15 protein-coding genes are annotated in these 26098 nt (G+C 73.7%); 8 read left to right on the plus strand and 7 right to left on the minus strand.

The genetic code is table 11. The features are described from left to right. Positions 1 to 38: 38 nt before the first annotated feature. Positions 39 to 1298: a condensation domain-containing protein gene (locus ACWDVW_RS05650; protein ID WP_449945369.1), complete on the minus strand. Its 1260-nt coding sequence runs from the start codon at positions 1296 to 1298 to the stop codon at positions 39 to 41. A gap of 154 nt (positions 1299 to 1452) precedes the next feature. Between ACWDVW_RS05650 and ACWDVW_RS05655 the strand changes: the two genes are divergently transcribed. The 3 genes from ACWDVW_RS05655 to ACWDVW_RS05665 all read left to right on the plus strand — a co-directional run bounded on the left by ACWDVW_RS05655 (position 1453) and on the right by ACWDVW_RS05665 (position 3680). Beyond that, on the plus strand, positions 1453 to 2661 hold the full coding sequence (locus tag ACWDVW_RS05655) for a cytochrome P450 (RefSeq protein WP_449945259.1): 1209 nt from the start codon (positions 1453 to 1455) through the stop codon (positions 2659 to 2661). A gap of 78 nt (positions 2662 to 2739) precedes the next feature. Next, entirely contained in the window at positions 2740 to 3150 is a 411-nt protein-coding gene (locus tag ACWDVW_RS05660; RefSeq protein WP_350694674.1) for a VOC family protein, read from the plus strand. 107 nt (positions 3151 to 3257) lie between these two features. Further along, positions 3258 to 3680 (plus strand): VOC family protein, encoded by a 423-nt coding sequence (locus ACWDVW_RS05665; protein WP_449945262.1) that lies wholly within the window; start codon positions 3258 to 3260, stop codon positions 3678 to 3680. A gap of 80 nt (positions 3681 to 3760) precedes the next feature. Here ACWDVW_RS05665 and ACWDVW_RS05670 read toward each other — a convergent pair whose 3' ends face one another. Both ACWDVW_RS05670 and ACWDVW_RS05675 read right to left on the minus strand, forming a co-directional pair. Continuing rightward, positions 3761 to 5467, minus strand: a complete 1707-nt coding sequence (locus tag ACWDVW_RS05670; RefSeq protein WP_449945264.1) for an MFS transporter — start codon at positions 5465 to 5467, stop codon at positions 3761 to 3763. Positions 5468 to 5554: 87 nt separating this feature from the next. Continuing rightward, positions 5555 to 6388 carry a 4'-phosphopantetheinyl transferase family protein gene (locus tag ACWDVW_RS05675; RefSeq protein ID WP_449945267.1) on the minus strand — a complete coding sequence of 278 codons (834 nt, stop codon included), beginning with the start codon at positions 6386 to 6388 and terminating at the stop codon, positions 5555 to 5557. Between the two features lie 179 nt (positions 6389 to 6567). Here ACWDVW_RS05675 and ACWDVW_RS05680 point away from each other — a divergent pair, with 179 nt between their 5' ends. Genes ACWDVW_RS05680 through ACWDVW_RS05700 form a run of 5 tightly spaced genes read left to right on the plus strand, consistent with a single transcriptional unit; the run spans position 6568 to position 21224 of the window. Then, the gene (locus ACWDVW_RS05680; RefSeq protein ID WP_449945269.1) at positions 6568 to 13038 is read left to right on the plus strand and encodes an amino acid adenylation domain-containing protein; all 6471 of its coding nucleotides are present in this window, start codon (positions 6568 to 6570) and stop codon (positions 13036 to 13038) included. Next, positions 13035 to 18239 (plus strand): amino acid adenylation domain-containing protein, encoded by a 5205-nt coding sequence (locus tag ACWDVW_RS05685; RefSeq protein WP_449945272.1) that lies wholly within the window; start codon positions 13035 to 13037, stop codon positions 18237 to 18239. The genes ACWDVW_RS05680 and ACWDVW_RS05685 overlap by 4 nt, the downstream gene beginning before the upstream one ends. Then, positions 18236 to 19309 (plus strand): saccharopine dehydrogenase NADP-binding domain-containing protein, encoded by a 1074-nt coding sequence (locus tag ACWDVW_RS05690; protein WP_449945275.1) that lies wholly within the window; start codon positions 18236 to 18238, stop codon positions 19307 to 19309. The genes ACWDVW_RS05685 and ACWDVW_RS05690 overlap by 4 nt, the downstream gene beginning before the upstream one ends. Further along, on the plus strand, positions 19306 to 20472 hold the full coding sequence (locus ACWDVW_RS05695) for a Gfo/Idh/MocA family oxidoreductase (protein ID WP_449945278.1): 1167 nt from the start codon (positions 19306 to 19308) through the stop codon (positions 20470 to 20472). Before ACWDVW_RS05690 ends, ACWDVW_RS05695 begins: the two co-directional genes overlap by 4 nt. Beyond that, positions 20469 to 21224: a thioesterase II family protein gene (locus tag ACWDVW_RS05700; protein ID WP_449945281.1), complete on the plus strand. Its 756-nt coding sequence runs from the start codon at positions 20469 to 20471 to the stop codon at positions 21222 to 21224. The genes ACWDVW_RS05695 and ACWDVW_RS05700 overlap by 4 nt, the downstream gene beginning before the upstream one ends. Here ACWDVW_RS05700 and ACWDVW_RS05705 read toward each other — a convergent pair. The 4 genes from ACWDVW_RS05705 to ACWDVW_RS05720 are packed head-to-tail and all read right to left on the minus strand — an operon-like array spanning position 21199 to position 26098. Beyond that, positions 21199 to 22794: an AMP-binding protein gene (locus ACWDVW_RS05705; protein WP_449945284.1), complete on the minus strand. Its 1596-nt coding sequence runs from the start codon at positions 22792 to 22794 to the stop codon at positions 21199 to 21201. The two genes, ACWDVW_RS05700 and ACWDVW_RS05705, sit on opposite strands and share 26 nt — an antisense overlap. Beyond that, positions 22791 to 23816 carry a methyltransferase gene (locus ACWDVW_RS05710; RefSeq protein WP_396750975.1) on the minus strand — a complete coding sequence of 342 codons (1026 nt, stop codon included), beginning with the start codon at positions 23814 to 23816 and terminating at the stop codon, positions 22791 to 22793. Before ACWDVW_RS05710 ends, ACWDVW_RS05705 begins: the two co-directional genes overlap by 4 nt. 46 nt (positions 23817 to 23862) lie before the next feature. Continuing rightward, on the minus strand, positions 23863 to 24945 hold the full coding sequence (locus tag ACWDVW_RS05715; RefSeq protein WP_449945287.1) for an acyl-CoA dehydrogenase family protein: 1083 nt from the start codon (positions 24943 to 24945) through the stop codon (positions 23863 to 23865). 16 nt (positions 24946 to 24961) lie between these two features. Continuing rightward, on the minus strand, positions 24962 to 26098 hold the full coding sequence (locus ACWDVW_RS05720; RefSeq protein WP_449945290.1) for an acyl-CoA dehydrogenase family protein: 1137 nt from the start codon (positions 26096 to 26098) through the stop codon (positions 24962 to 24964).

The raw sequence follows: 26098 nt of genomic DNA on the forward strand, positions 1-26098 counted from the left end.
CTCTCCGGGTCGTGCCGGCCCGGAGCGGACCGGCGGGCTCAGGTCACCGGCGCGCCGCGCAGCCGGGCGAGCGGGACGTCGGCGTCGGCGACCGCGCGTCGCACCAGGGTGACATAGTCGCGGACGAAGGTGTCCGCCCACAGTGGGTCGAACTCCGCCCGGGAACACAACAGCAGGGCGGAGAGCTGGTCGCCCTGCGGCACCACGACGAACTCCAGCGCGAAGCGCCGGCGTTCGAGCTGGGCCTCCATGTCGTCGAGCTCCTCGCCGGCCATGTCCGCCCGGGTCATCAGGCTGCCGAGCAGTTGGAACAGCACGTCGTCGGTGCGCCCGGTGCCGCCCGCCACGGTGTCCGGCGGGAGCAGCTGGTGCGGCAAGTCCTGGTGCCGCATCGCGTCCATCACGGTGGTCCGGGTGTGGGCGATCAGCTCGCTCAGTGTGGTGTCCGGCGTGAAGCGTTCCCGAAGCAACACCATGCTGGCGAAGAAGCCCACCGTGTCGCGTACCTGCGGCTGCCCACGGTTGGCGAACAGCGAGGCCACGGTGAGGTCGTCGGCGCCGGTCTCGGCGTACAGCAGGGCGTAGAACACCGCCAGCGTGACCGGGAACAGCGTGGTGCGGTGCCGACGGGCGAGCTGTCGCAGGGCGGCCGTGGTCTCGGCGTCCACGTAGTGCTCGACCGAGATCCACGGAGGTTCGCCCTCGGGCACCGGACGCCGTCTGCGGGCCGGCAGCTCCACCAGACGCGCGCCGCTCAGCTTGCCGGTCCAGTAGTCGGTGAGCCGCTGAAGGTTCGCACCGGAGAGCTGCTCGGCCTGCCAGCGGGCCCACTGCGCGTACTGCCACTGTGGGGCGGGCAGGTCGACCGTCTCGCCGGTCTCGGCCGCGTACAGCGCCCGCAGGTCGCGGGCGAGCAACGCGTTGGAGTAGTCGTCGGAGCAGTAGTGGTGCAGGGTGAGCACCACCAGGTGGTGCTCCGGGTCGAGCCGGACCACCCGTGGTCGCAGCGGCCACACCGAGGCGTCGACCCCGCCGGCCACCTCGGTGGCGACGATCTCCCGGGCGGCGGCGGCCGGGTCGGCCTCGGCCGACACGTCGGTCACCGGCACCGGCACCGGGCGCGGCTCGTGGATCTGCTGGCGCATCCGGCGACCCCGTGGGTACGTGGTCCGCAGCGGCTCGTGCCGGGCGGTCAGGGCGGCCACCGCCCGGGTCATCGCCTCGTGGTCGTACGGACCGCGCAGGCGCCACAGCACCTGTTCGTTGAGAGCGCTGTCCCGTCCCCGGTAGTGGTCCATCAGGGCCAGGAGGCGTTGGCCGACGGAAGCGGGTTCCTCACGCACGAGCTGAGCCACGGACCGAGCCTAGAACAGCCCGTGGACCTTGTCGACTGTGTCGATAGATGTATGTAGGGTCTTGCCGCCCGCCAGGCTCTCCCGGATAGTGCTCTGTATGCGAGCCGAGACCGCGCGTCCTCACCTGTCCGCGGCGTTCCTGGCGACCCAGGACGACCCGTACCCGGCCTACGCGCAACTGCGCGAACGCGGCCCGCTGTCCCGGGCCGAGCTGGGTCAGTGGCTGGTCACCGGGCACTCCCTGGTGTCCACGCTGCTGCGCGAGGGCCGGCTGGAGAGCCGGATGCCGCCGGAGTACACGCGGATCACCCTCGGCGACGGGCCGGGCGCGGAGTTCCTGGACCGGATCGTGCTGACCCGTACCCCGCCGGACCACACCCGACTGCGGCGGTTCATCGGTCGGGCGCTCGGTACCCCGGTGGCGCGCCGGCTGACCGGACACATCGGTGCGGCGGCCGACGCGCTGCTCGACCCCGCCCTGGAACGCGGCACCCTCGACGTGGTGACCGACCTCGCGGTGCCGTTGCCGGTCGGGGTGGTGTGCGACCTGATCGGGATCCCGGCCGAGGACCGGCCGGAGGTACTGACCCGGGTGATCTCGCTGGCCAAGGTGTTCGACGCGGCCAACCTCACCCCGGCCGACCTGCACGACATCAACGCCGCGCTGCCGTGGCTGCACGACTACCTCGGCGAGCTGCTCGCCACCCGTCGCGACGAGCCCGGCGGACCGACGCTGGCCGGGATGTACTGGGAGGAGTCGGCCACCGACCGGCTGTCCGTGGCCGACTTCGTGGACAACATGCTCTTCCTGTTCCACGCCGGCTTCGAGACCACCATGGGCCTGGTCTCCAACGGCGTCGCGGCGCTGCTCGCGCATCCGGACCAACTGCGCCGGCTGCGCGCCGACCCGGGCCTGGTGCCCACCGCGGTGGAGGAGTTCCTGCGGTACGACGCGCCGATCCAGAACGTCATCCGGGTGGCCCGCGAACCGGTGGAGGTGGAGGGGGTGAAGATCCGGGCGGGTCGGACCGTCCTGCTGCTGCTCGGCGCCGCCAACCGGGACGCCACCGTGTTCGCCGACGCCGAGCGCCTGGATGTCGGTCGTGACCCCAACCCGCATCTCGGGTTCGGCGGCGGGTTGCACCACTGTCTCGGCACCGCGATGGCCCGGTTGATGTCGGTGATCGTGTTCGAGCGGTTGGTGCGGACGGTGGAGATCCTCGGTCCGGCGGGGCCGCCGGTCCGGCGTCGACACGCCAGCCTGCGCTCGTACGACCAGCTACCGTTGCTGGTACGACCGCGCTGACCCGGGTGTGTCGGCTGTCTGGGCCGCAGGCGGCTGGGTAGGGTGGATGTCGTCTGTCGACATCAGGAGGATCCACACATGTCCGATGTGGTCGCACCGGTGATCCCTTTCCTTCGCTACCGGGACCCGGGTGCCGCCATCGACTGGCTCTGCTCCGCCTTCGGGTTCACGCTGCTGGAGAAGACCACCGGTGGCGAGGGTCAGGTGGTGCACGCCGAGCTGCGGTGGGGCATCGGGACGTTCCAACTCGGTCCGGCCGGCTCGTCCAGCCTGCCCATGGCCAGCCCACGGGACCTGCCGATGACCAGCCAGGGCGTCTACGTCTACGTCGGTGACGCCGTCGACGCCCACCACGACCGGGCGGTGGCGGCCGGCGCCGAGGTGGTCATGCCGCTCACCGACACCGACTACGGCTCGCGGGAGTACGTGGTCCGCGACCTCGAGGGCCACCTGTGGGGTTTCGGCAGCTACGCCCCGAAGCTCGACTGACCGTCGACGACAGAACGTCGGCTTCTTGTCGTCCGCCGGACGCAAAGAGCACATAGAGTGATTGTTCGTCCTGACAGGCTCGCCGTATCGACTCCGAGGAGTGACCCATGGCCGATTCCTCCGTGCCGCCCACCGTCGCCCCCTACATCGCCTACGAGAACCCGGCCAAGGCCATCGAATGGCTGGTGAACACGTTCGGTTTCACCACGCTCGGGGTCTTCGACGACGGGCAGGGCAACGTCTACCACGCCGAACTGAAGATCGGTGACCACGGTCTGATCATGATCAACCCGGCCAACGGCGGGCTGCGGCTCGGCGAGCCGCGGGCGCTCGGTGCCGCCACCGCCGGCACGTTCGTCCGGGTCGAGACCGACACCGAGGTGGACGCGCTGCACGCCAAGGCGGTCGCCGGTGGCGCCGAGATCCTGCTCGCGCCGGAGAGCAAGCCGCACGACTCGTACGAGTTCACCTGCCAGGACCCGCAGGGCCACGTGTGGACCATCGCGACCTACCGGACCGCGCTCGGCTGATCCGACCCGCGACACACCGCGGCCCCGGTGCCCTCCGCGACGGAGGTACCGGGGCCGCTGTTCGTGTCGGCCGAACCTGATCAGCGGCGAGGCAGCAGGAAGCTACCCAGCAGGGCCAGCGCGAAGCTGATCACGCTGAACCAGAGCGTGCCGACCATGGCCCGTTGGAAGCTGATCTGGCTGGCCTCGAACGACCGCTGTTCGATCACCTCGACGGCCCGGTCACCGCCGCCGGCGGCCACGGTCACGCTGTCGCAACCGGCCGGCGGCAGCGTCGGGTCGGCGGCGCCGAGCTGGGTGCTCACGCAGTCCCGGAAGCGTTGCCCGATCTGCTCGGCCTGGCCCTCGGCGACACCGACGGCGACCAGGTCCGCGCGCAGACGCGGTCCCACGTCGTCGGTGGCGGTGGGCGCGTTGGCGGCGATCAGGCTGAAGAAGAGCGTGCCGCAGGCGGCGATGCCCAGCGTCACACCGATCTGGTAGTTGGCGTTCACCACCCCGGAGGCCGATCCGGCCTGATGTCCGGGCACGTCGTGCAGGGAGTACCCCATCAGCGGCGGGAAGGTCATACCCATGCCGGCACCGCCGATGAACATCGGCACGAGCAACTGCCAGATGGTCACCTGCGGGGTGCTGTCGATCACCCACATGAACCAGAACATGCTGGCGATCAGCAGCACCAACCCGAACTGGAGGCCCACCCGACCGAGCTTCGGCGTGATCCAGCGGGCGGAGAGCCAGCCGAGCAGCGGCACCGCGATGTCCCAGGGCAGCCCGGCCAGCCCGGCGCGCAGGATGCTGTAGCCCACGCCGATCTGCACGTAGATCGTGATGACCAGGAAGAACGACATCACCGCGCCCTGGAAGAGGAAGACCACCACCAGGCCGGAGCTGAACGAGCGGTGCCGGAACAGCGACAGCGGCACCAGCGGCGACTCGGTGCGGGCGCGCTGGTGCAGCACGAACAGCGCGAACACCACCAGACCGGCGACCATCATGGCGTACGTCCACAGCGGCCAGCCGTGCTCGCGCCCCTGCACCAGCGGATAGACGATCAGCATCACCGCCGCCGTGATCAGCGTCGCGCCGACCACGTCGAGCCGTTCCCCACGGTTGCGCTCGGACTCGGGCAGCAGCGCCCGCGCGGCGAAGAACGCCGCGATGCCGATCGGGACGTTGACCAGGAAGATCATGCGCCAGCCGAGGCCGCCCACGTTCGCGGTGGTCAGCAGCGCGCCGACCAGCGGACCGCCGACCGTACCGAAGGCGAGCGCGGCGCTGAGCGCGGCGAACGCCCGGCCGCGTTCCTTGGGGGCGTAGAGCAACTGGATCAGCGTGTAGACCTGCGGCACCATCACCGCGCCCATCGCGCCCTGGAGGAAGCGCAGCACGATGAGCTGCTCGGGCGACTGGGCCATGCCGGCGAGCAGCGAGGTGAAGGTGAAGCCGGCGACACCGATCAGGAACATCCGGCGTACGCCGACGATGTCGCCGAGCCGACCGGAAATGATCAGCATCGAGGCGAAGGCGAGCGCGTAGCCGGCCACCAGCCACTGCATGGTGGAGGCGGTGGCGTTGATGCCGTCCCGGATCGACGGCAGCGCCACGTTGACGATGGTGATGTCGAGCAGGTCCAGCACGAACCCGGTGAGCACCACGATCAGGGCGAGGGTGCGCTTGCGACCGGTGACCGGTGGTACGAACTCGTCGGGTGGCGTCGCGGCCGGCGCCGGCGCCGACACTGTGTCGGTGTCGGTTCCTGGCGACGTGCGAGTGTCGTCAGACATCAGATCCCTCTCCTGGGGGGTTCGGTGGACGTGACGGTGCGGGTGCGTCCCCGGTGTCCGGGCACGGAAGGAGATCACCCGGTCGCTCTAGGTCAGCAACTTATTGGAAATGTGTGTCGATGCGAAACCCGCCACACCGGAGCGGATCGGGTCGAGCAGTGAATTGCCGTCGTGAGTGGACACGACAAGGGTTCTGCCGAGACTCGCCAGTGCGGCGGCGTACCCGGTGGGGGCGGCCAGGTCGGCGAGGTGCGGTCGGGCGACCGGGATTGGTGTGCCCGTCCAGCGCAGCATCCGGGCCGGCTGGTCCGGCGCGGACACCGTGATCGTGGCGGGGTCGACGGTCAGACCGTCCCCGGTCGCCTTGACCAGTGCCTCCTTCCTGGTCCAGTAGCGGATGAAGGCGGCCGTGCGGTCCCGGTCGGCGGTGGCCGCGACCACCGCGCGCTCGACCGGGGACAGGGCGCGCCACGGGAGGTCCCGTCCGCGTACCGCGATCCGTTCGACGTCCATCCCGACCTCGGTCCGGCCGGCGAACGCCACCGCACACCACCGCCCGGAGTGCGCGACGGAGAACGACACCGGTGCGGCGGGTACGCGCAGCACCGGCTTGCCGTGTGGACCGCCGCACTGTCGGCACACCGCCTCGAAACGCAACCCGGTGGCCGGGGTGTCGAGCATCCCGGCGAGCACCAGCCGGGTCAGCGCCCGGGCGGTGAGGTGTGTCGCGCGCGAGTGCGGGTCGGTGAACCCGGCGTGCCGGTCGCGTTCCGGCGCGGACAGCAGGGCGAGCAGGCGCTCGTCGTCCGGTGACCCGACCTCGGCCCACCAGACCTGGCAGCTGCCCTCCACGGGCGGGCCGGTCGCCATCGCGGGTGCCACCTCTCCGCCGGTCACCACCGGGGTCTGACCGGCCGTCATGCCGTCGTATGTGGAGCCTATTGCAAGTAGCATGTTCTTTCTACTGTACGTATCCGTGTCGGCTTGTTACCTTGGCGTCGGCACGGACTCGTGTGGCGGTGCCGGACAACTCCGTCGAACAGGGGAGACCCAGATTGGGCGTCGAGGCCGAACACACACGACCCTTCACCCGGGACGGCATGCGGGACGACATCGCGGCCGTCCTCGGTGAACCACCCGGCACTGTCGCGGACGACGCCGACCTGCTCCAGCTCGGTCTCGACTCGATCGGTGTGATGCGACTGGTGGCCCGCTGGCACCAGCGGGGCGTGACGGTGAGCTTCGCGGAGCTGGTCGAGGGACGCACACTGGACGACTGGTGGGCAATGGTCGCCGGGCGGGCTCCCGCCGACGCGGTGACGCCCGACGCGCCGCCGCTGACCGTCGTCGACGCGGACGAACCCTTCGACCTCGCCGCGATGCAACACGCGTACTGGGTGGGTCGGGGCGACGGCCAGGCCCTCGGCGGCGTCGGCGCGCACTTCTACAACGAGTTCGACGGCAGCGGCGTGGACCCGGCCCGGCTCGACGTCGCGGTCCGTGCCCTGCTGCGCCGACACGGGATGCTGCGGGCCCGCTTCGACGACGACGGCCGGCAGCGCATCCTGCCGGAGAGCCCGTGGCCCGGCCTGACCGTGCACGACCTGCGGGCCCACGACCACGCCGAGGCCGAGCGGACCCTGCTCGACCTGCGCGACCGGCTGTCGCACCGGCGGCTGGAGGTGGGCCGGGGCGAGGTCTTCGACGTGCAGCTCTCGCTGCTGCCCGACGGCGGTACGCGCTGCCACGTGCACATCGAGATGCTGGTGGCCGACGCGCACAGCTTCCGGATCCTGATGTCGGAACTCGCCCGCCTCTATCGGGACCCGGACGCCGAGCTGCCCCCGATCGCGCTGGACTACCCGAGCTACCTGGCGACCCTGCGTGAGCGCCGGGTCGGCGAGCGGGACGCGGACCAGGCGTACTGGCAGGCGCGGCTGCCCGAGCTGCCCGGCCCGCCGGAGCTGCCGCTGGCCGTGGACCCGCAGCAGGTCAGCGGCCAGCGGGTGGTCCGGCACCACCACTGGGTCGCCGCCGACCAGGTCGAGCGACTGACCCGCCGCGCCCGCACCTACGGGCTGACCCTGCCGGTGCTGTTCCTGGCCGCCTTCGGGCACGTGCTGGGCCGGTGGAGCGCCGCCGGCCGGTTCCTGCTCAACCTGCCGCTCTACGACCGGCAGCCGGTGCACCCGGACGTCGCCCACCTGGTCGGCGACTTCACCAACCTGCTGCTGCTGGAGGTGGACACCACCACCGAGCGCGACTTCGCCGCCTTCGCCCGCGCCGTGCAGGAGCGGCTACGGGCCGACGCCGCGCACCCCGGCTACACCGGAGTGGACGTGCTGCGGGACCTCACCCGGCTGCGCGGCGGTACGCCCGTCGGCGCCCCGGTGGTCTTCACCAGCGCGCTCAGCCTCGGCGAACTGTTCGACGGCGAGGTGCGGGAGAGCTTCGGCGCACCCGGCTGGACCATGTCGCAGACCCCGCAGGTGTGGCTGGACGTGCAGGTCACCGAGCGCGAGCACGGGCTGTTCGTGAACTGGGACTGCGTCGAGGAACTCTTCCCGGCCGGGCTGGTCGGCGAGATGTTCGACGCGTACCTGCGGATCCTCGGCTGGCTGCTCGACGACGACGCCGACTGGGCCGGGTACCCGCCGGAACTGCTGCCGGAGCGGACCCGGCAGGTCCGCGCGGCGGCCAACGACACGGCCCGTCCGGTCCGTCGTCGTCGGCTGCACGACGACTTCTTCGCCCGGGCCGCCGCCGAACCGGACCGTCCGGCGCTGCTCTGGGGCGCAGACGGTCGACTCGACTACGGCGACCTGGCCGCGCAGGCCGACCGCGTCGCCGGAGCGCTGGTCGCCAACGGGCTGCGCCCCGGCGACCCGGTGGCGGTCACCGTCGAGAAGGGACCCCGACAGGTCGTCGCGGTGCTCGGCGTGCTGCGGGCCGGCGGCGTGTACGTGCCGGTCGGCGTCGACCAGCCGGCCGCCCGCCGGGCGCGGATCCACGCGGTGGCCGGGGTGCGGCACGTGGTGGCCGGGGTTCCCCTGCCGGAGCTGCCCGGGGACCTGTGCGTGGTCGACGTGGCGGACCGCTCGTACCCGGCGGCCGGACCGGTACCCGGCAGCGACGACGACCCGGCCTACCTGCTGTTCACCTCCGGCTCCACGGGTGAGCCGAAGGGCGTGCAGGTGCCGCACCGGGCGGCGGTCAACACGATCGACGACATCGACCGGCGCTTCGACGTCGGCCCGGACGACCGGGTGCTCGCGGTCTCGGCCCTCGACTTCGACCTCTCCGTGTACGACATGTTCGGCATGCTGAGCGTCGGTGCGGCGCTGGTCTGCGTTGGCGAGGACGAGCGGCGTGACGCCGACCGGTGGGTGGACCTGGTCCGGCGACACCGGGTGACGATCTGGCAGTCCGTGCCGGCGTTGCTGGACATGCTGCTGACCACCGGCACCGACGGCGACCTGCCGCTGCGACTGGCCCTGCTCGGCGGCGACTGGGTCGGGCTCGACCTGGCCGGACGGCTGGCCGCGCAGGCGCCGGGCGCGGTCCTGGTGGCGCTCGGCGGCACCACGGAGACCGCGATCCACTCCACCGTCCAGGTGGTGCCGGTGCCGGTGCCCGACGACTGGCGCTCGGTGCCGTACGGCGTGCCGCTGGCCAACCAGCTCATGCGGGTGACCGACCCGGCGGGCCGCGACCGGCCCGACTGGGTCACCGGTGAACTCTGGATCGGCGGCCGGTCGGTGGCCGACGGCTACCGCGGCGACCCCGCCCGCACCGCCGCGCAGTTCCGCGAGATCGACGGGGTGCGCTGGTACCGCAGCGGTGACCTGGCCCGCTACCACCCGGACGGCACCGTGGAGTTCCTCGGCCGGGCCGACGCCCAGGTGAAGATTCGGGGTCACCGGATCGAGCTGGGGGAGATCGAGACCGCGTTGGAACGGCACCCCGCCGTCCGTCGCGCGGTCGCGGTCGCCCTCGGTACGCCCCGACAGCTCGCCGTCGCCGTCACCACCGACACCGACCTGGACCCGGCCGCGTTGCGCGACTGGCTGGCCGAGCAGGTGCCCGGGTACATGGTGCCCGAGCGGGTGGTGCTCACCGACGACCTGCCGCTGTCGGCCAACGCCAAGATCGACCGGCGGGCGGTGACCCGGCTGGTCGAGGCCGCCGGCCCCGGCCCCGAGCAGCTCGAACCGCCGGTCGGCGAGATCGAGCGCGAGGTGGCTCGGATCTGGGCCGACCTGCTCGGGGTACCCGCCGTCGGGCGGCGGCAGAGCTTCTTCACGGCGGGCGGCGACAGCCTGGTCGCCACCCGGTCGATGGCCCTGCTCGCCGCCGCCGGGCTGGACGGTGCGAACCTGCGCCAACTCTTCGCCACCCCGGTGCTGGCCGACTTCGCCGCCACCCTGCGCCGCGTCGAGGGGAGCCGCCCGGTCGCCGCCGAGCTGCGCTCCGACCCGGCCAACCGGTACGCGCCCTTCCCGCCCACCGACGTGCAGCGGGCGTACTGGCTGGGGCGCAGCAGCGAGTTCGCCCTCGGTGGCGTCGGCTCGCACTGGTACTGGGAGTTCGACGGTGCCGACGTCGACCTGGACCGGCTGGAGGACGCGGTCGACCTGCTGGTCACCCGGCACGACATGCTCCGCGCGATCTTCGACGACGACGGCGACCAGCGGGTGCTGGCCGAGGTCGACCGGTTCCGGATCACCGTCCACGACGGCGGCGACGCCGAACTGCGCGAGCTGCGGGAGCGGATGGCCCACCGGGTCCCCGACCCGAGCCGCTGGCCGCTGCTGGCGATCGCCGCCGTCCGGTACGCCGACGGCCGGGTCCGCATCGGGTTCAGCTTCGACTACATCGTGCTCGACGCGCTCAGCATCGTGATCTTCTTCGACGAGCTGACCACGCTCTACACCGACCCGGCGGCATTGCTGCGGCCGGTCGGGGTGACCTTCCGCGACTACGTGCTGGCCGACTCGTCGGCCGTGGAGGACGACCAGCGGTACTGGCGGGAGCGGCTGGACAGCCTCCCGCCCGCGCCGCCGCTGCCGCTGGCCGTGGACCCGGACACCGTGGTCGCCCCGCGCTTCGTCCGCCGGGAGGACCGGCTCGACCCGACCCAGTGGGCCCGGCTGACCGAGCAGGCCCGGCGGCACGGGGTGACCCCGGCCAGCGTCCTGGCCGCCGCCTTCGCCGAGGTGCTGTCGGCCTGGTGCGGTCGCGGGGAGCTGACCCTCAACCTCACCCTGTTCAACCGCCGTGACGTGCACCCCGACATCAACAACATCCTCGGCGACTTCACCTCGCTGCTGCTGCTGGCGCACCGGGCGGGGGAGGGGGACACCTGGCTGGACGTGGTCCGGCGGACCCAGGAGCAGGTCTGGGAGGGGATGGCCCACGACTCGGTCTCCGCGCTGTGGGTACTTCGCGAACTCGCCCGCCGCCAGCAGGGCGGCGCGGTGAGCATGCCGGTGGTGTTCACCAGCGCGCTCGGCGTCGCCGGTGGCATGAGCGAGATGTCGTTCCCCTTCGGCGAGCTGGTCTGGGGCATCTCGCAGACCCCGCAGGTCTGGCTCGACAACCAGGTGATGGAGCGCGACGGCGGGCTGGTCTACAACTGGGACTCGGTCGACGAACTGTTCCCGGCCGGACTGCTCGACGCCATGTTCGACGCGTACCGGGCGCTACTGCTGCGGCTGACCACGGCGGAGTGGGACGCGGTGCCCCCGGCCCCGCTGCCGGCGGCGCAGCGGCGGGTCCGGGACACGGTCAACGACACCGCCGGCCCGCTGCCGACCGGCCTGCTGCACACCGGCTTCTTCACGCACGCCACCGCCACGCCCGACGCCACGGCCGTGGTGACCGCCGACGGCGATGCGGTCGACTACCGCGAACTCGCCGTGCGGGCGCTGCGCCTCGGCGGGGCGTTGCGCGCGCACGGCGTCCAGCCCGGCGACGCCGTCGCGGTCACCCTGCCGCGCGGCGTCGACCAGGTCGCCGCGGTGCTCGGCGTGCTCGCGGCGGGCGGCCACTACGTCCCGGTCGGCGTCGACCAACCGGCCGAACGCCGCGACCGGATCTACTCCCGGGCCGGGGTACGCGCCGTCGTCGCCCGACCCGACCTGGACACCGGTCATCCGGTGGTGGCGCCGGACACGCCCGCCACCCCGCTGCCCGCACCCGTCGAGGTGGACCCGGAGCAGCTCGCCTACATCATCTTCACCTCCGGCTCCACCGGCGAGCCGAAGGGCGTGGAGATCACCCACCGAGCCGCGCTGAACACCATCGACGACATCAACACCCGCTACGGCGTCGGCCCCGACGACCGGGTGCTGGCCATCTCGGCGCTCGACTTCGACCTCTCCGTGTACGACCTGTTCGGGCTGCTCGGCGTCGGCGGCGCGGTGGTCTGCGTCGCCGACGAGGATCGGCGGGAGGCGCGCCGGTGGGCCGCCGCCGCCCGCAGCGCCGGTGTCACGGTCTGGAACTCGGTGCCCGCGCTGCTGGACATGCTGCTGGTCGCCACCGACAGCGACGGTCTGCCCGACCGGCTGCGGCTGGCCCTGCTCTCCGGCGACTGGGTCGGGCTCGACCTGCCCGGCCGGCTGCGCGACCGGTGCCCCGAGGCCCGGTTCGTCGCGATGGGCGGGGCCACCGAGGCGGCCATCTGGTCCAACGCCTGCGAGGTCGACGTGGTGCCCGCGCACTGGCGGTCCGTGCCGTACGGGCTGCCGCTGCGCAACCAGCGCTACCGGGTGGTCGATCCACGCGGCCGGGACTGCCCGGACTGGGTGCCCGGTGAGCTGTGGATCGGCGGCGTCGGGGTGGCCCGGGGCTACCGGGGTGACCCGGAGACCACCGCACGGCAGTTCGTCACCGTGGACGGAGCGCGGTGGTACCGCACCGGGGACCTGGGCCGGTACTGGCCCGACGGCACGCTGGAGTTCCTCGGCCGGGTCGACTTCCAGGTCAAGATCCGTGGGCACCGGATCGAGCTGGGGGAGATCGAGGCGGCCGCGGAGGCGTACGCCGGGGTGGCCCGCGCCGTCGGGCTGACCGTCGGCGAGGGTACGCACCGGCGGCTGGCGCTGGCCGTGGTCGCCGCCGACGAGCCGGTCGACGAGGCGGCGCTGGTCGGCTTCCTGGCGTCTCGGCTGCCCAGCTACATGGTGCCGGAGCGGGTGGTCGGCGTACCCGGGCTGCCGCTGACCGCCAACGGCAAGGTGGACCGTCGGGCGTTGACCGCCCAGGTGGACACCGAACCCGACGACGCGGCCGACGAGAGCCCGCGCGGGGACAGCGAGAAGCTGATCGCCGAGATCTGGGCCGAGGTGCTCGACTGCGAGCGGATCGGCCGGCAGCAGAGCTTCTTCGCCCTGGGCGGGGACAGCCTGCTGGCCACCCGGCTGGTGGAGACGCTGCGGCTGCGCCACGGGGTGGAGCTGTCGCTGCGGCAACTGTTCCTGGCGCCGACCGTGGCGCAGTTGGCAGACGTCTTCGACGCCCACCGCGGCGCGGTGGAACCCGGTGACTTCGAGGAGGGCACGATATGAGTCAGTCGTCCGCCGGTGACCTGCTCGCCGAGCTGGAGAGCGTGGGGGTACGGGTCTGGTTGGAGGCCGGTCAACTGCGCTTCCGGGCACCGCAGGGGGCGATGACGCCGGATCGCCGCGAGGCGTTGCGCGCCCGCCGCGACGAGATCGTGGCGCACCTCGACAACGCCGCCGGCAACGGCACCCTGGTCCCCGACCGGGCGCACCGGCACGACCCGTTCCCGGTCACCGACGTGCAGGCGGCGTACCTGCTCGGGCGGGGCGAGACGTTCGCGTACGGCGGCGTCGCCTGCCACGGCTACGGCGAACTGGTCTATCCCGAGCTGGACCCGGAGCGGATGACCGCCGCCTGGCGGGCCCTGATCGCCCGGCACGACATGCTCCGCGCGGTGGTGGAGGCCGACGGCGCGCAGCGCGTCCTCGCCGAGGTGCCGCCGTTCGAGGTGCCGGTGATCGACCTGACCGGCCGCCCCGAGGCGGTGGTCGAGGCGGCGGTCAGCGCGGTCCGCGCCGAGATGGACCACCTGGTGCACACGCCCGACCGGTGGCCGCTGTTCGCCGCCCGGATCACCCGCGCCGACCACCGGACCGTGCTGCACGTGTCGATCGACTTCCTGATCGCCGACTTCATCAGCGTCCAGGTGGTCCTCGACGAGCTGCACCGGCTCTATCACCGGCCGGACGAGCCGCTGCCGCCCCTGGAGATCACCTTCCGGGACTACCAGCTCGCCGAGCGCGCGGTGCGGGAGAGCCCGCGCCACGAGCGGGACAAGCAGTGGTGGCTGGCCCGGGTCGACGACCTGCCGGCCGCGCCGGAACTGCCCACGGTGGCCCGCCCCGCCGACAGCGAGGGCCGCTTCCGCCGCTGGGAGACCCGGCTGTCGCCGCAGGTCTGGGAGGGGCTGCGGCAGCGCGCCGGCCGACACGGGGTCAGTCCGTCCGGTGCGGTGCTGGCCGCGTTCTCGGACGCCATCGCCGCGTACAGCCGACGGTCCCGGTTCACCCTCGACATCACCCTGCTCAACCGGGCACCGGTGCACGAGCAGGTCAACGCCCTGGTCGGTGACTTCACCTCGGTGGACCTGCTGGCCGTGGACGCCGACCCGACCCGTCGGTTCGACGAGCGGGCCCGGGACCTGCAGGCCCAGCTCTGGGAGGACCTGGACCACCGCTCGTTCAGCGGCATCGAGGTGATGCGGGAGATCGCCCGCCGGCAGGGCGCCGAGGCGGCGCTGTTCCCGGTGGTGTTCACCAGCGCCATCGGCATCACCTCGGCCGGAGCCGCCGCCGACGGCGCGCCGCTGGGCGAGCTGGGCTACGGGATCAGCCAGACGCCGCAGGTCTGGATCGACTGCCAGAACATCGAGCGCGACGGCGGCCTGGTGTCCAACTGGGACGTCCGGGAGGAGGTCTTCCCGCCCGGCGTGGTCGACGGCATGTTCGCCGCGTACGACGCGTTGCTGCACCGGCTGGCCGGCGACGACGCGGCCTGGACCGGGACCGGGCACCCGGACCCGCCCGAGGAGACGCGGGACCGCCGCGCCGAGACCAACCGGACGCAGGCGCCGGTCCCCGCCGGGATGCTGCACGACCGGGTGGTGTTGCAGGCGCTGAGCACCCCGGACCGGCCCGCCGTCGTCGCCGCCGACCGTACGCTCGACTACGCCGAGCTGCTCGGCCGGGCCGCCGGGGTGGCCGAGGCGCTGACCGCCGCCGGCTGCCGCCGCCAGGAACTGGTCGCGGTGGTCATGGACCGGGGCTGGGAGCAGGTCGTCGCGGTGCTCGGCGCGTTGCTGGCCGGCTGCGTCTACGTACCGGTGGACACCTCGCAACCGGCGGCGCGCCGCCGGACCATCCTGACCAACGCCGGGATCCGCTGCGCACTCACCCAGTCCGCAGTGGACCGGGACGGCTGGGCCGAGGGGCTGCGCCTGCTCGACGTGGACCTGCTGGGCACCGGGCAGCCGCAGCCGGTCGAGGGCTCCGGCGACCCGGAGGAGTTGGCGTACGTCATCCACACCTCCGGCTCCACCGGCACCCCCAAGGGCGTCATGATCAATCACCAGGGCGCGGTGAACACCGTGCTCGACATCAACGACCGCTTCGGCGTCGGCCCCGACGACCGGGTGCTCGGCCTCTCCAACCTCGGCTTCGACCTGTCGGTGTACGACATCTTCGGGCCGCTGTCGGTGGGCGGTGCGGTGGTGCTGCCCGACCCGCAGCGCCGGGGCGACCCGTCGCACTGGGCCGACCTGGTCGGCACGCACGGCGTCACGGTGTGGAACTCGGTGCCCGCCCAGTTGCAGATGCTGCACGACTACCTCGTCTCGGCCACGGACACCGTGCCGGCCGGGCTGCGGCTGGCGATGCTCTCCGGCGACTGGATCCCGGTGGCGCTGCCGGACCAGATCCGCGCCCGGGTGCCCGGACTGCGGATCGTCAGCCTCGGCGGGGCGACCGAGGCGTCCATCTGGTCGATCTGGTATCCGATCGAGCAGGTCGACCCCCAGTGGCGCAGCATCCCGTACGGTCGTCCGCTGACCAACCAGAGCTTCCACGTGCTCGACGCGGCCCTGCGGCCCCGCCCGGACCTGGTCAGCGGTGAGCTGTACATCGGCGGCGTGGGGCTGGCGGTGGGCTACCTCAACGACCGCGAGCGCACCGCCGAGCGCTTCGTCGTGCACCCGCAGACCGGTGAGCGGCTGTACCGCACCGGTGACCTGGGCCGGTACCTGCCCGACGGCACCATCGAGTTCCTCGGCCGGGAGGACCTCCAGGTCAAGATCCGGGGCTACCGGATCGAGCTGGCCGAGATCGAGGCGGCGCTGGGCGGACACCCGGCGGTCGCCGGGGCGGTCGTGGTGGTCGACGGGGACACCCCGCTGGAGCGCCGGCTGGCCGCGTTCGTCGAACCGGCCGGACGGCCGGTCACCGCCGCACAGGCCGAGCACGACCAGGCGGCCGTCGGGCAGCTCGGCGAGGACGCCTGCGCCGACGCGGACAGCACGCTCGCCGGTGTCGACCGGGAGCGCTACCTCGCGTACGCGCACCGGCTGGACGACGTCGCGCTGCCGGCCATGGTGGACGCGTTCCGCGCCGCCGGGCTGTTCGCCGCCGGCAGCCGGCACCCGCTGGCGGACCTGCTGGAGACCGCGCACGTCGCGCCCCGCCACCACCGGCTGGTCCGGCGCTGGCTGCGCGCGCTCACCGGTGCCGGCCTGCTCGACCAGGACGCCGACGGCCGGTACGGGCTGACCCCGGCGGGCGCGGCGGCGGACACCGACGCCGGATGGCGGGAGGTCGCGCAGCTCGCCGACGCCGAGGAGCGGGACCTGCTGGACTACTTCCGGGCCAGCACCGCGCAACTGCCCGCGCTGCTGCGCGGCGAGGACGACCCGCTGGCGCTGCTGTTCCCGCAGGGCCGGGTGGACGTCTCGCAGGGCCTCTACGAACGCACACTGTTCAACCGGTGGGCCAACGAGGCGGCGGCGGCCCTGGTACGGCGGATCGCCGAGCAGCGGATCGAACCCGGTGCGCTGCGGGTGCTGGAGGTGGGGGCCGGGGCCGGTGGCACCACCGCCGCCGTGCTCGCCGCGCTGGACGGGCACGAGGTGGACTACCTGGCCACCGACCTGTCCCCGTTCTTCCTGGGCGAGCTGCGGACCCGGTTCGGCGAGCGGCCCAGCCTGCGCCTGGAGGCGGTCGACATCGACCGGGACCTGGCCGGGCAGGGGCTCTCCCCGAACTCCTTCGACGTGATCGTGGCCGGCGACGTGCTGCACGCCAGCGCCGACGTGGGCCGCGCGCTGGACCGGCTGCGCGAGGTGCTCGCCCCGCAGGGCTGGCTGGTCGCCTGCGAGATGACCCGCGACCACCACCAGATCATGACGTCGCTGGAACTGCTGGTCCGGGTGGACGAGGCCACGGCCGACTTCACCGACCTGCGTCAGGGCACCGAGCAGGTGTTCCTCGACCGACGCTCCTGGCTGGACGTGCTGGGCGCGGCGGGCGCGACCCGGCCGCTGTGCCTGCCCGAGCCGGACGGCTTCATCGCCGAGCTGGGCATGTGCGTGCTGGCCGCCCGGTTCAAGACCGACCGGGTGCGGATCTCCCGCGACGACCTGACCGAGCACCTGGCCGGGCGACTGCCGCAGTACATGGTGCCCTCGGTGGTCCAGGTCGTCGACGCCCTGCCGCTCAACGCCAACGGCAAGGTCGACCGGGCGGCGCTGCGCCGTCGACTGCCCCGGCGGGGCACGACGACCACCGCCGGGTCGTCCGGTGCCCTCGGCAGCGACCTGGAACGCCGGATCGCGGCGGTCTGGGCCGAGGCGCTGCGGCTGCCCCGGGTCGGCCGGGACGAGAACCTCTTCGAACTCGGCGGGGACTCCCTGGTCGCGGCGCAGATCACCGGCCGGATCCTGGAGGAGGTCCCGCAGGCCGCCGGTCTCTTCTTCGACCAGTTGCTGCGGCAGGTGCTGGAGCAGCCCACGGTGGCCGCGCTCGCCGGGCACATCGAGGCGGAGTCGGCCACCCCGGTCACCGCGTCGCCGTCGGAGCCGACCACGTCGAGCGGGGACGGGCTGTGGCTGCGGCACGAGGGCGCCGAGGGGGTGCCCTGGGTACTGGTGCCCGGCGGTGCGGACGCCGACCCGTACGCGGGTCTGGTGCCGCACCTGGCGGCGACCGGACCGGTGCTCGGGTTGGCCCCGGGCGCGGCCGACGACCTGCTCCGGGTCGCCGCCGCGCAGGCCCGGCTGGTCACCACGGCCGGACACCCGGCGGTACGGCTGGTCGGGTACGGCCTCGGCGCCACGGCCACGCTGGAGGTGGCCCGGTCGCTGATCGAGGCCGGCGGGCAGGTCGACGCGGTGGTGCTGATCTCGCCGTGGCGGCCGACCCCCGGCGGTGACCCGGCGGCGGCGTATCAGGCGGAGACCGGTGCTGCCGGGGAGCCCGGCGAGGACTTCGCCGCGCGACTGGCGGCCGTCGCCCGACACGAGCCGACGCTCTACGCCGGTGACCTCGTCGTGCTGCGGCCCACCGGCGCGGTGCCCTACGACGCGCAGGACCTGGAGTTCTGGGCCGACCTGTGCCTGGGCGACGTCCGCACCGTCGACGTGGACGCCGACCACCTGACGGTGCTGGGTCCGGCGGCCGGGACCGCGCTGGCGGCCCTCGACCCGGAGCCGGCGCGGTGACCGCTGTCGCCGTGCTCGGCGCCTCCGGGGCGGTCGGGCGGGCGGCGGTGACGCTGCTGCGGTCCTGGGACGTCGGCCCGCTGCGAGTGGGCGCCCGGCGTCCCCCGCAGCTCGACGGCGTCGACCGGATAGTCGTGGACGCCCGCGACGCGGCCGACCTGGCCCGGTTCTGCGCCGGTGCCCGGGTGGTGCTCAACTGCGCCGGCCCGGCCGTGGAACTTGTCGACCAGGTGGCCCGCGCGGCGGTGGCGGCCGGTGCCGACTACGTCGACGCGGCCGGTGACGACGCGCTGCACGCCGCGGTGGCGGCGGTGGCCGACGGCAGCGGTCGGGCGGCGGTGGTGTCGGCCGGCATGATGCCCGGACTGACCGGGCTGCTGCCCCGGCTGTTGGCCGCCCACCTGCCCGACGGCGAGCGGCTGACCGGCTACGTCGGTGGGCGGGACCGGTTCACCCTGACCGCCGCCGTGGACTACGTCGCCGCCGACGAGAGTTTCGGCTGGCCCGCCGCGGCCTGGCGGGACGGCCGGGTGGTGCGCAACGCGCTGCGCCCGGTGTCGGAGCTGACCCTGCCGTGGTTCCCCGAGCCGGTCACCGCACAGCCCTACCTGGGCACCGAGACCGCCCGGGTGGCCGCCGCGCTGGGGCTGCGACAGGTCGACTGGTATTCGGTCTTCGCCGGTGAACGGGTGCTGGCCGCGCTGCGGGCCGTTCCCGGGACCGCCGAGGGCGGGCACCGGGAGTCCGGCGAGCGACTGTGCCGGGCGGCCGAGCTGGACCTGTTCGGCCACCCGGCGTACCAGAACCTGGTGGTGACCTTATCGGGGCCGAGTGGGGAGCGGACCGCCGTGGTCCGCAGCACCGGCGCCAGCGAACTCACCGGCAGCATCGCCGCGCTGACGGCCCGGGCGGTGCTGGCCGGCGCGGTGCCGCCGGGCGTCTGGCACGCCGACGAGGTCCTCGACCCGATCGCCACCGTCACCGAACTGGCGGCGGTGCCGGCGGTGCCGCTGGCCACCGTGGTGGCGGACGTCTCCGCCGTCGAGCAGTACGAGGAGGACGTGATATGAAGCGACCCACCCGGGTGGTCGTCTGCGGCACCCGGTTCGGCCAGGTCTATCTGGAGTCCTTCCGCGAGGCGGACCCGAGCTTCCAGCTCGCCGGTGTCCTCGCCGGTGGCAGCGAACGGTCCCGGGCCTGCGCCGCGCACTACGGCGTGCCGCTGTACACGGCGGTGGACCAGTTGCCCGACGACATCGACATCGCCTGCGTGGTCATCCGGGGCGGGCTGCTCGGTGGCCGTGGCTCCGAGCTGGCCATGGAGTTGATGGCGCGGGGCGTACACGTGCTCCAGGAGCACCCGCTGCACCACGACGAGCTGGCCCGCTGCCTGCGCCAGGCCCGCCGGCACAAGGTGGTGTACCAGCTCAACCCGTTCTACCGGCACATCACCCCGGTCCGCCGGTTCCTCGGCGCGGCGGGCGAGCTGCTGCGTCGCCAGCCACCGCGCTACCTCGACGTGGCCTGCGGCTTCCAGCTGGCGTACTCGCTGCTGGATCTGCTCGGTCAGGCGCTCGGCGGGGTGCGACCGTGGCGGTTCACCGAGCTGCCGGCGCTGCCCCCGACGGTCACCTCGGCGACCGAGCTGGACCTGCCCTTCCGCAGCCTGGACGGGGTGCTGGCCGGAGTGCCGGTCACGCTGCGGGTGCAGAACCAGATGGACCCGGCCGACCCGGACAACTACGCCCACCTGATGCACCGCATCACCATCGGCACCGAGGCCGGCAATCTCACGCTCGTCGGCACGCACGGCCCGACGGTGTGGACCGCCCGGCCCGACTTCCCCCGCGAGGTCGCCGGCATCGGCGCCGACCCGCACTTCGCCGCCGACCGGGACACCAGCACCCCGAGCGCGGTCACCTTCGGCCCGAGCGAGGTGCCGCACTACGACACGGTCTTCGGCACCACCTGGCCGCAGGGCGTCCGGCGGGCACTGTGGACCCTGCGGGACACCGTCGAGCGGGGCGAGGACCCGCTGCGGCAGGGGCAGTACCACCTGACGCTGTGCCAACTGTGGCAGGAGCTGACCGCGATCCTCGGCCCACCGGAGCTGGTCTCCGCCGAGCCGCCCCGGATGCTCGGCGCGGAGGACCTGGCGGCCCTGGCGGCGGCCGGTGAGGCGGCGGTGGCCGACCCGGCGCAGACGCGGGAGCCGGCGGGAGTGGGCGGGTGACCTCGGTGGAGACCAGCGCGCGACGGTGGCTGCGCTGCTACCGGCCCCGGCCGGCGGCCACCGTGCGCCTGGTCTGCTTCCCGCACGCCACCGGCAGCGCCCCGTTCTATCGGAGCTGGGCCCGGGAGTTGCCGGACGACGTCGAGGTGCTGGCGGTGCAGTACCCGGGCCGGCTGGACCGGATCGCCGAGCCCGCGCTGACCGCCATGCCGGTGCTGGCGGACATGGTCACCGACGTGCTCGCGCCCCGGCGTGACCTGCCGATCGCCCTGTTCGGCCACAGCATGGGCGCCGCCGTCGCGTACGAGGTGGCGCGCCGGCTGGAGCGGCGGCACGCCGCGCCTCTGGCGCACCTGTTCGTCTCGGGACGTCCCGCGCCGTGCCACCATCGGCCGGGCAGCAAGCACCTCGGCCCGGACGACGACCTCTGGGACGAGCTGCGCCGGTTGGGCGGCACCGACCCGGCGGCGCTGGAGAACCCGCAGCTGCGGTCGGCGCTGATGCCGACGCTGCGGGCGGACTACCGGCTGATCGAGAGCTACCGCCCGGTCGACGCCGCGCCGTTGGCCACGCCCGTCTCGGCGCTGGTCGGCGACGTGGACACCGAGGCGGCGGTGGACGAGGTGGCGGCCTGGGCCGGCTACACCCGGGCCGCCTTCGACCTGACCGTCTTCGACGGCGACCACTTCTATCTGGTGCCGCACCGGACGAAGGTGCTGGCCGGCGTCATCCGGAGCCTCGGCCTGACCTGACCGGGCCCGCCGCGTCGTGCGGCGGGTGCGCGGACCCGTCCAGGTGCCGCCGCCACAGCTGACGCCGTCTCGGCTTGCCGCTGGTGGTACGCGGGATGGTGCCAGACGGCACCGGCACCACGTGCACGTCGGCCCCCGGCACCAGCGGCGCGACCAGGGCGGGGATCCGGGGCAGCCAGTCCGGCCGGGGATGTTCCAGGTGGACCACCACGGTCGGGGCGCCCGCCACCAAGCCGAGCACGGTGGCCAGCCGTCCGGGCGGCGCGTCCAGGGCCGCGCCGAGCACCGCGTCGACGTCCTCGGCGAACACCGTCCGGCCGTGGACCTTCAGGCTGTCACCGAGGCGGCCCAGCACGAAGAGCTGCCCGTCCCGCAGGAAGCCGGCGTCGCCGGTGCGGACCGTGCCGTCGAAGGGCGGCCCGCCCGCGTACCCGTCGGCGACCGACGCGCCGCCGACCACGATCTCACCGACCGTCCCGTCGTCGACCGGCCGGGCGTCGTCGTCGACCACCGCGATCCGGGCCCCGGTCACCGGCCCACCGCAGCCCACCACGGGTACGCCGTCCGGGCCGGGCACCTGCCGCCACCCGGTCCGCAGCGGCAGCCCGGTCACCGCCAGCGTCGCCTCCGCCAGCCCGTACGCGGGCAGCAGCGCCTCGCGGCGCAGCCCGTGCGGAGCGAGCAGGTCGGCGAAGGCGGCCAGGGTGGCCGGCGGGATCCGTTCGGCGCCGACGATGACCGCCCGCCACTGCCGGAAGTCCAGCCCGGCGAGCTGCTCGGGGCGGACCCGCCGCAGCACGTGCGCCAGCCCGAAGCCGGGCATCGCGGTCAGCCGGGCCCCGGCGCGGCCGAAGCACTCCAGATAGCGGCTGGGTCGCCGGACGAACTCCGCCGGGGTGAGCAGCCACAGGTCGGCGCCGGTGACCACGGGTGCCAGCAGGCAGCCGACCAGACCCATGTCGTGGTGCACCGGCAGCCACGAGGCGGTCGCGTCGTCGGGGGTCATCTCCAGCCAGTCCTGGACGGCCGCGATGTTGGCCTCCAGGGCGGTACGCGGCACCCGCACCCCGCGCACCGCGCCGGTGGTGCCGGAGGTGAACTGGAGCAGCGCCACCCGGGCCGACGCGACCGCCACCGGCTCCGCCACCTCGGCGGGCAGGTCCGCGACGTCGACCGTGGACACCCCGGCGTCGGCCGCCGCCCGGGCCACCGAGGGCGCGGACGTGGCGTCGACCACCAGCAGCCGGGGCCGCATCGCCGCCAGGGCGGCGCCCAGGTGCTCGGCGTACCGGTCGGGGTCGCCGAAGGCGGCGGGCGGGGCGAGCGGGGAGACCGTCGCCCCGGCCAGCAGCGCGCCGAACAGGGTGCCGACGAATCCGGGCCCGGAGGGCAGCACCACCCCGACCACGTCGTCCGGGCGTACGCCCCGCGCGGCCAGCCCGGCGGCGTGTCCGTGGGCCAGCCGGGCCAGTCGCGCGTACGACCACCGGTCCCAGTCCCCGTCCGGGCGGGAGAACCGGATGCCCCGGTCGGCGCGCGGCTGCGCCAGCCAGGACAGCAGCCCGGTCATACCGGTCGGGCCTCGATCACCGGGAACATCGGGGTCTGCGTCGCCTCGACCAGTTCCAGTCCGGCCCCGGCCAGGATCGCCCGCTGCTCGTCCAGGCTGCGCGCGCCGCCCGCGCTCAACGTCAGCATCAGCATGTCCATCCGGCGGGCCAGCGGGGTGCTCTCCGCCTCGGACTGCCGTCCGGCCTCGAGGATGAACACCCGGCCCTGCGGGGACATCGCGGCCCGGATGCGCCGCAGCACCCCGGTCGCCTCCTCGTCGCTCCAGCTGTAGAGGATCCGCTTGAGCACGTACGCGTCGCCGCCGGCCGGGATGTCGTCGGTGAGGAAGCTGCCGGGCACCACGCGTACCCGGTCGGTGACGCCGGCCGTGGCGAAGGTCTCCGGCGCGTTCGCCACCACGCCGGGCTTGTCGAACAGCACACCGCGCATCCGGGGGAAGCGGCCCAGCAGGTCGGCGAGGAAGCGGCCGTTGCCGCCGCCGACGTCGACCACGGTGCCGAACCGGGACCAGTCCGAGGCGCGCAGGATGGCCTCCAGCTCCATCCCGGTGACCCCGCTCATCACCTTGTCGAACGCCTCGCCGTCGCCGGGGTGCTGCCCGAAGTGGTCCCACATGCCGACGCCGTGCACCGCGTCGAAGGCGCCCTCACCGGTGCGCAGCGTGTGGTCCAGTCCCTCCATCGCCCGGGTGCACACCACGGGGGAGAGGAAGATGTCCCGGGCCGAGTACGGGTGGTCGGCGCGCAGCAGGTCGGCCATCGGGGTCAGCCCGAACTCGCCCGGCGTGACTTCGGCGAACAGGTCCCGGGAGGCCAGGTACCGCAGCGCCTTGGTCAGCGAGGGCTCGTGGGCGTCGCAGGCGCGGGCCAGGTCGGCGGCGGCCATCGGCCCGTCCGCGAGCTGGTCGGCCACCCGCAGCAGGCAGACCGCCCGGATCGTGTACGGCAGCAGGTAGTCGCCCACCTCCATCAGCCGCAGGATGGCCGGTACGTCGATGCGGGGACGTCGTCTCGTCAGCATCGCTGCTCCTTGTCAGTCTCGGTCGGTGCGCCGTCGGCCGGTGGGGTCACGCGGCCGGCCGTGCCGGTTGCGCCCGCCCGTTCAGCAGGTGACCGGCGAGGGTGGCGAGGTGGTGGTCGGTGGGGGTGTCGAAGCTGTCCAGCCAGAGCGCCCGGCGGTACCACCAGTGCAGCGGGTACTCCCAGGTCGCGCCGAGTCCGCCGGTGACCTGAAGTGCGTCCTCGCAGGCGCGGACGGCGGCCCGGCGGGCCGCGACGACGGCTTCGGCGTACGCCTGGGCGGTCTCGTCCGGTGCCGCGTCGTCCGGCCCGGTGCCGACCAGCCAGCAGGCCCGTAGGGCGAGTGAGGTGGCCAGTTCCAGTGCCACGTAGCCGTCGGCCAGCCGGTGCGCCACCGCCTGGTACGCCCCGATCGGTCGCCCGAACTGCACCCGGTCCAGGGCGTGTCGGCGGGCCAGGTCCAGGGCCCGGCGGGCGACGCCGACGGCCTCGCAGGCCAGCAACGTGCCGCCGTGCCGGCGCGCGTCGGCCAGCACCCGCTCGGCGTGCTCCGGCCCGATCAGCATCTCGGCCGGGGTGTCGACGAGGTCCAGCCGGGCGGCGCCACGCAGCCGGTCCAGGGCGGGCTGCGGTGCGACGGTGAGCCCGTCGGCCGAGGAGTCCACCAGGAACAGGGCCGGTCCGGTGTCGGTGTCGGCGGCGACCACCAGCGCGGTGGCGGCCGCCGCCTCGGTGACCAGGCCACGTCGACCGGTCACCCGCCAGGTGCCGGAGCGCTGCTCGGCGCGGGCGCCCTGAGCGCTGTCCGGGTGGTCCTGCCAGGCCAGGGTGAGCGGGCCCGTCGGCAGCTCACGCCCGGCCGCCGCGAGGACCGGGTGGGCCAGGCCGACCGTGCTCCACCAGCCGGTGGCGGCCAGCGCGTACCCGGCCTCCTGGGCCAGCAGGCCCTTCTCCACCACGCCCAGCTCCGGGTCGTACCAGCCCTGCCGGCGCAGGTGCGGCCATCCGTCCGGGTCGGCGTCGCCCGTCTCGGCGAGCGCGGCCACCCGGTCGACCGGGTACCGGTCGGCGAGCAGCCGGGCGGCGGCCGACGCCAGGTCACGCTGGTCGTCGGTGAGGGCGAAGTCCATGGTCATCCTCTCCGGGTCACCGGGTGCGGGGCAGACCGAGCACGCGCTCGGCGATGATGCCGCGCAGGATCTCGGAGGTGCCGCCCTCGATCGAGTTGGCGCGGCTGCGCAACCGCAGGTGCTGCCAGTGACCGGCGGCGTGACTGTCCGGGCCGTCGAGTACCGCCGCCGGGCCGAGCAGCCGCAGCGCGAACGCGGCCAGCCGCTGGTTGGTGACCGACCAGTGCAGCTTGAGCACCGAGCTCTCCGGGCCGGGCTTGCCGGTCCGCGCCAGCGTCGCCATCGTCCGGTGTCCGGTCCAGCGCAGGGCCTGCAACTGCACGTGCAACTCGGCCACCTCGGCGCGGACCGTCGGGTCGTCGGCCAGCCCGAGGTCGCGTACGGTGCGCAGCAGCCGGTCGAACTCGACGGTCAGCCGGGCGGTGAGCGTGATGCCGAAGGTGCCGCGTTCGTGGGCGAGGGTGGTCATCGCGATCCGCCAGCCCTCGCCGACCGGCCCCAGCACGCAGTCGCGGGGCACCAGCACGTCGTCGAGCACGATCTGGTTGAAGTCGGCGTCGCCGGTGCTCTGCCGCAGCGGCAGCACCTGCACCCCGGGGCTGCGCATGTCGACAAGCAGGCAGGTCAGGCCGGTGTGCGCGGTGGAGTCGGGCTGGGTGCGGGCCAGCAGCAGACACCAGTCGGCCTGGTGGGCGTAGGACGACCAGACCTTCTCGCCGGTGACCCGCCAACCGTCGGCGGTGGCCGTCGCCCGGGTCCGCACCGCGGCCAGGTCACTGCCCGCGTCCGGCTCGGAGAAACCCTGACAGAAGACGTACGCGCCGGACAGGATCGGCTCCAGGAAGCGTTCCTGCTGCTCGGGGCTGCCGTGCGAGACGATGGTCGGTCCCACCATGCCCAGGCCGATCACGTTGCCGTGGTCCGGCGCCTCGGCCAGCGCGCTCTCCTCGGCGTAGATGCCCTGGTAGGTCGGGGGCAGTCCGCGTCCGCCGTAGGCGGCCGGCCAGGTCAGTCCGGTGTAGCCGGCCGCGTGCAACGCCTTGGTCCAGTCCCCGGGTGCGCCGCCGTCGCGGTGTCGGGGCACGTGCTCGGCCAGCCAGGCGCGCAGGTCACGGCGGAAGGCGGCCTCCGGCGGGGTGTCGCGCAGGTGCAT

The organism is Micromonospora sp. NPDC003241 (genome assembly GCF_053589795.1).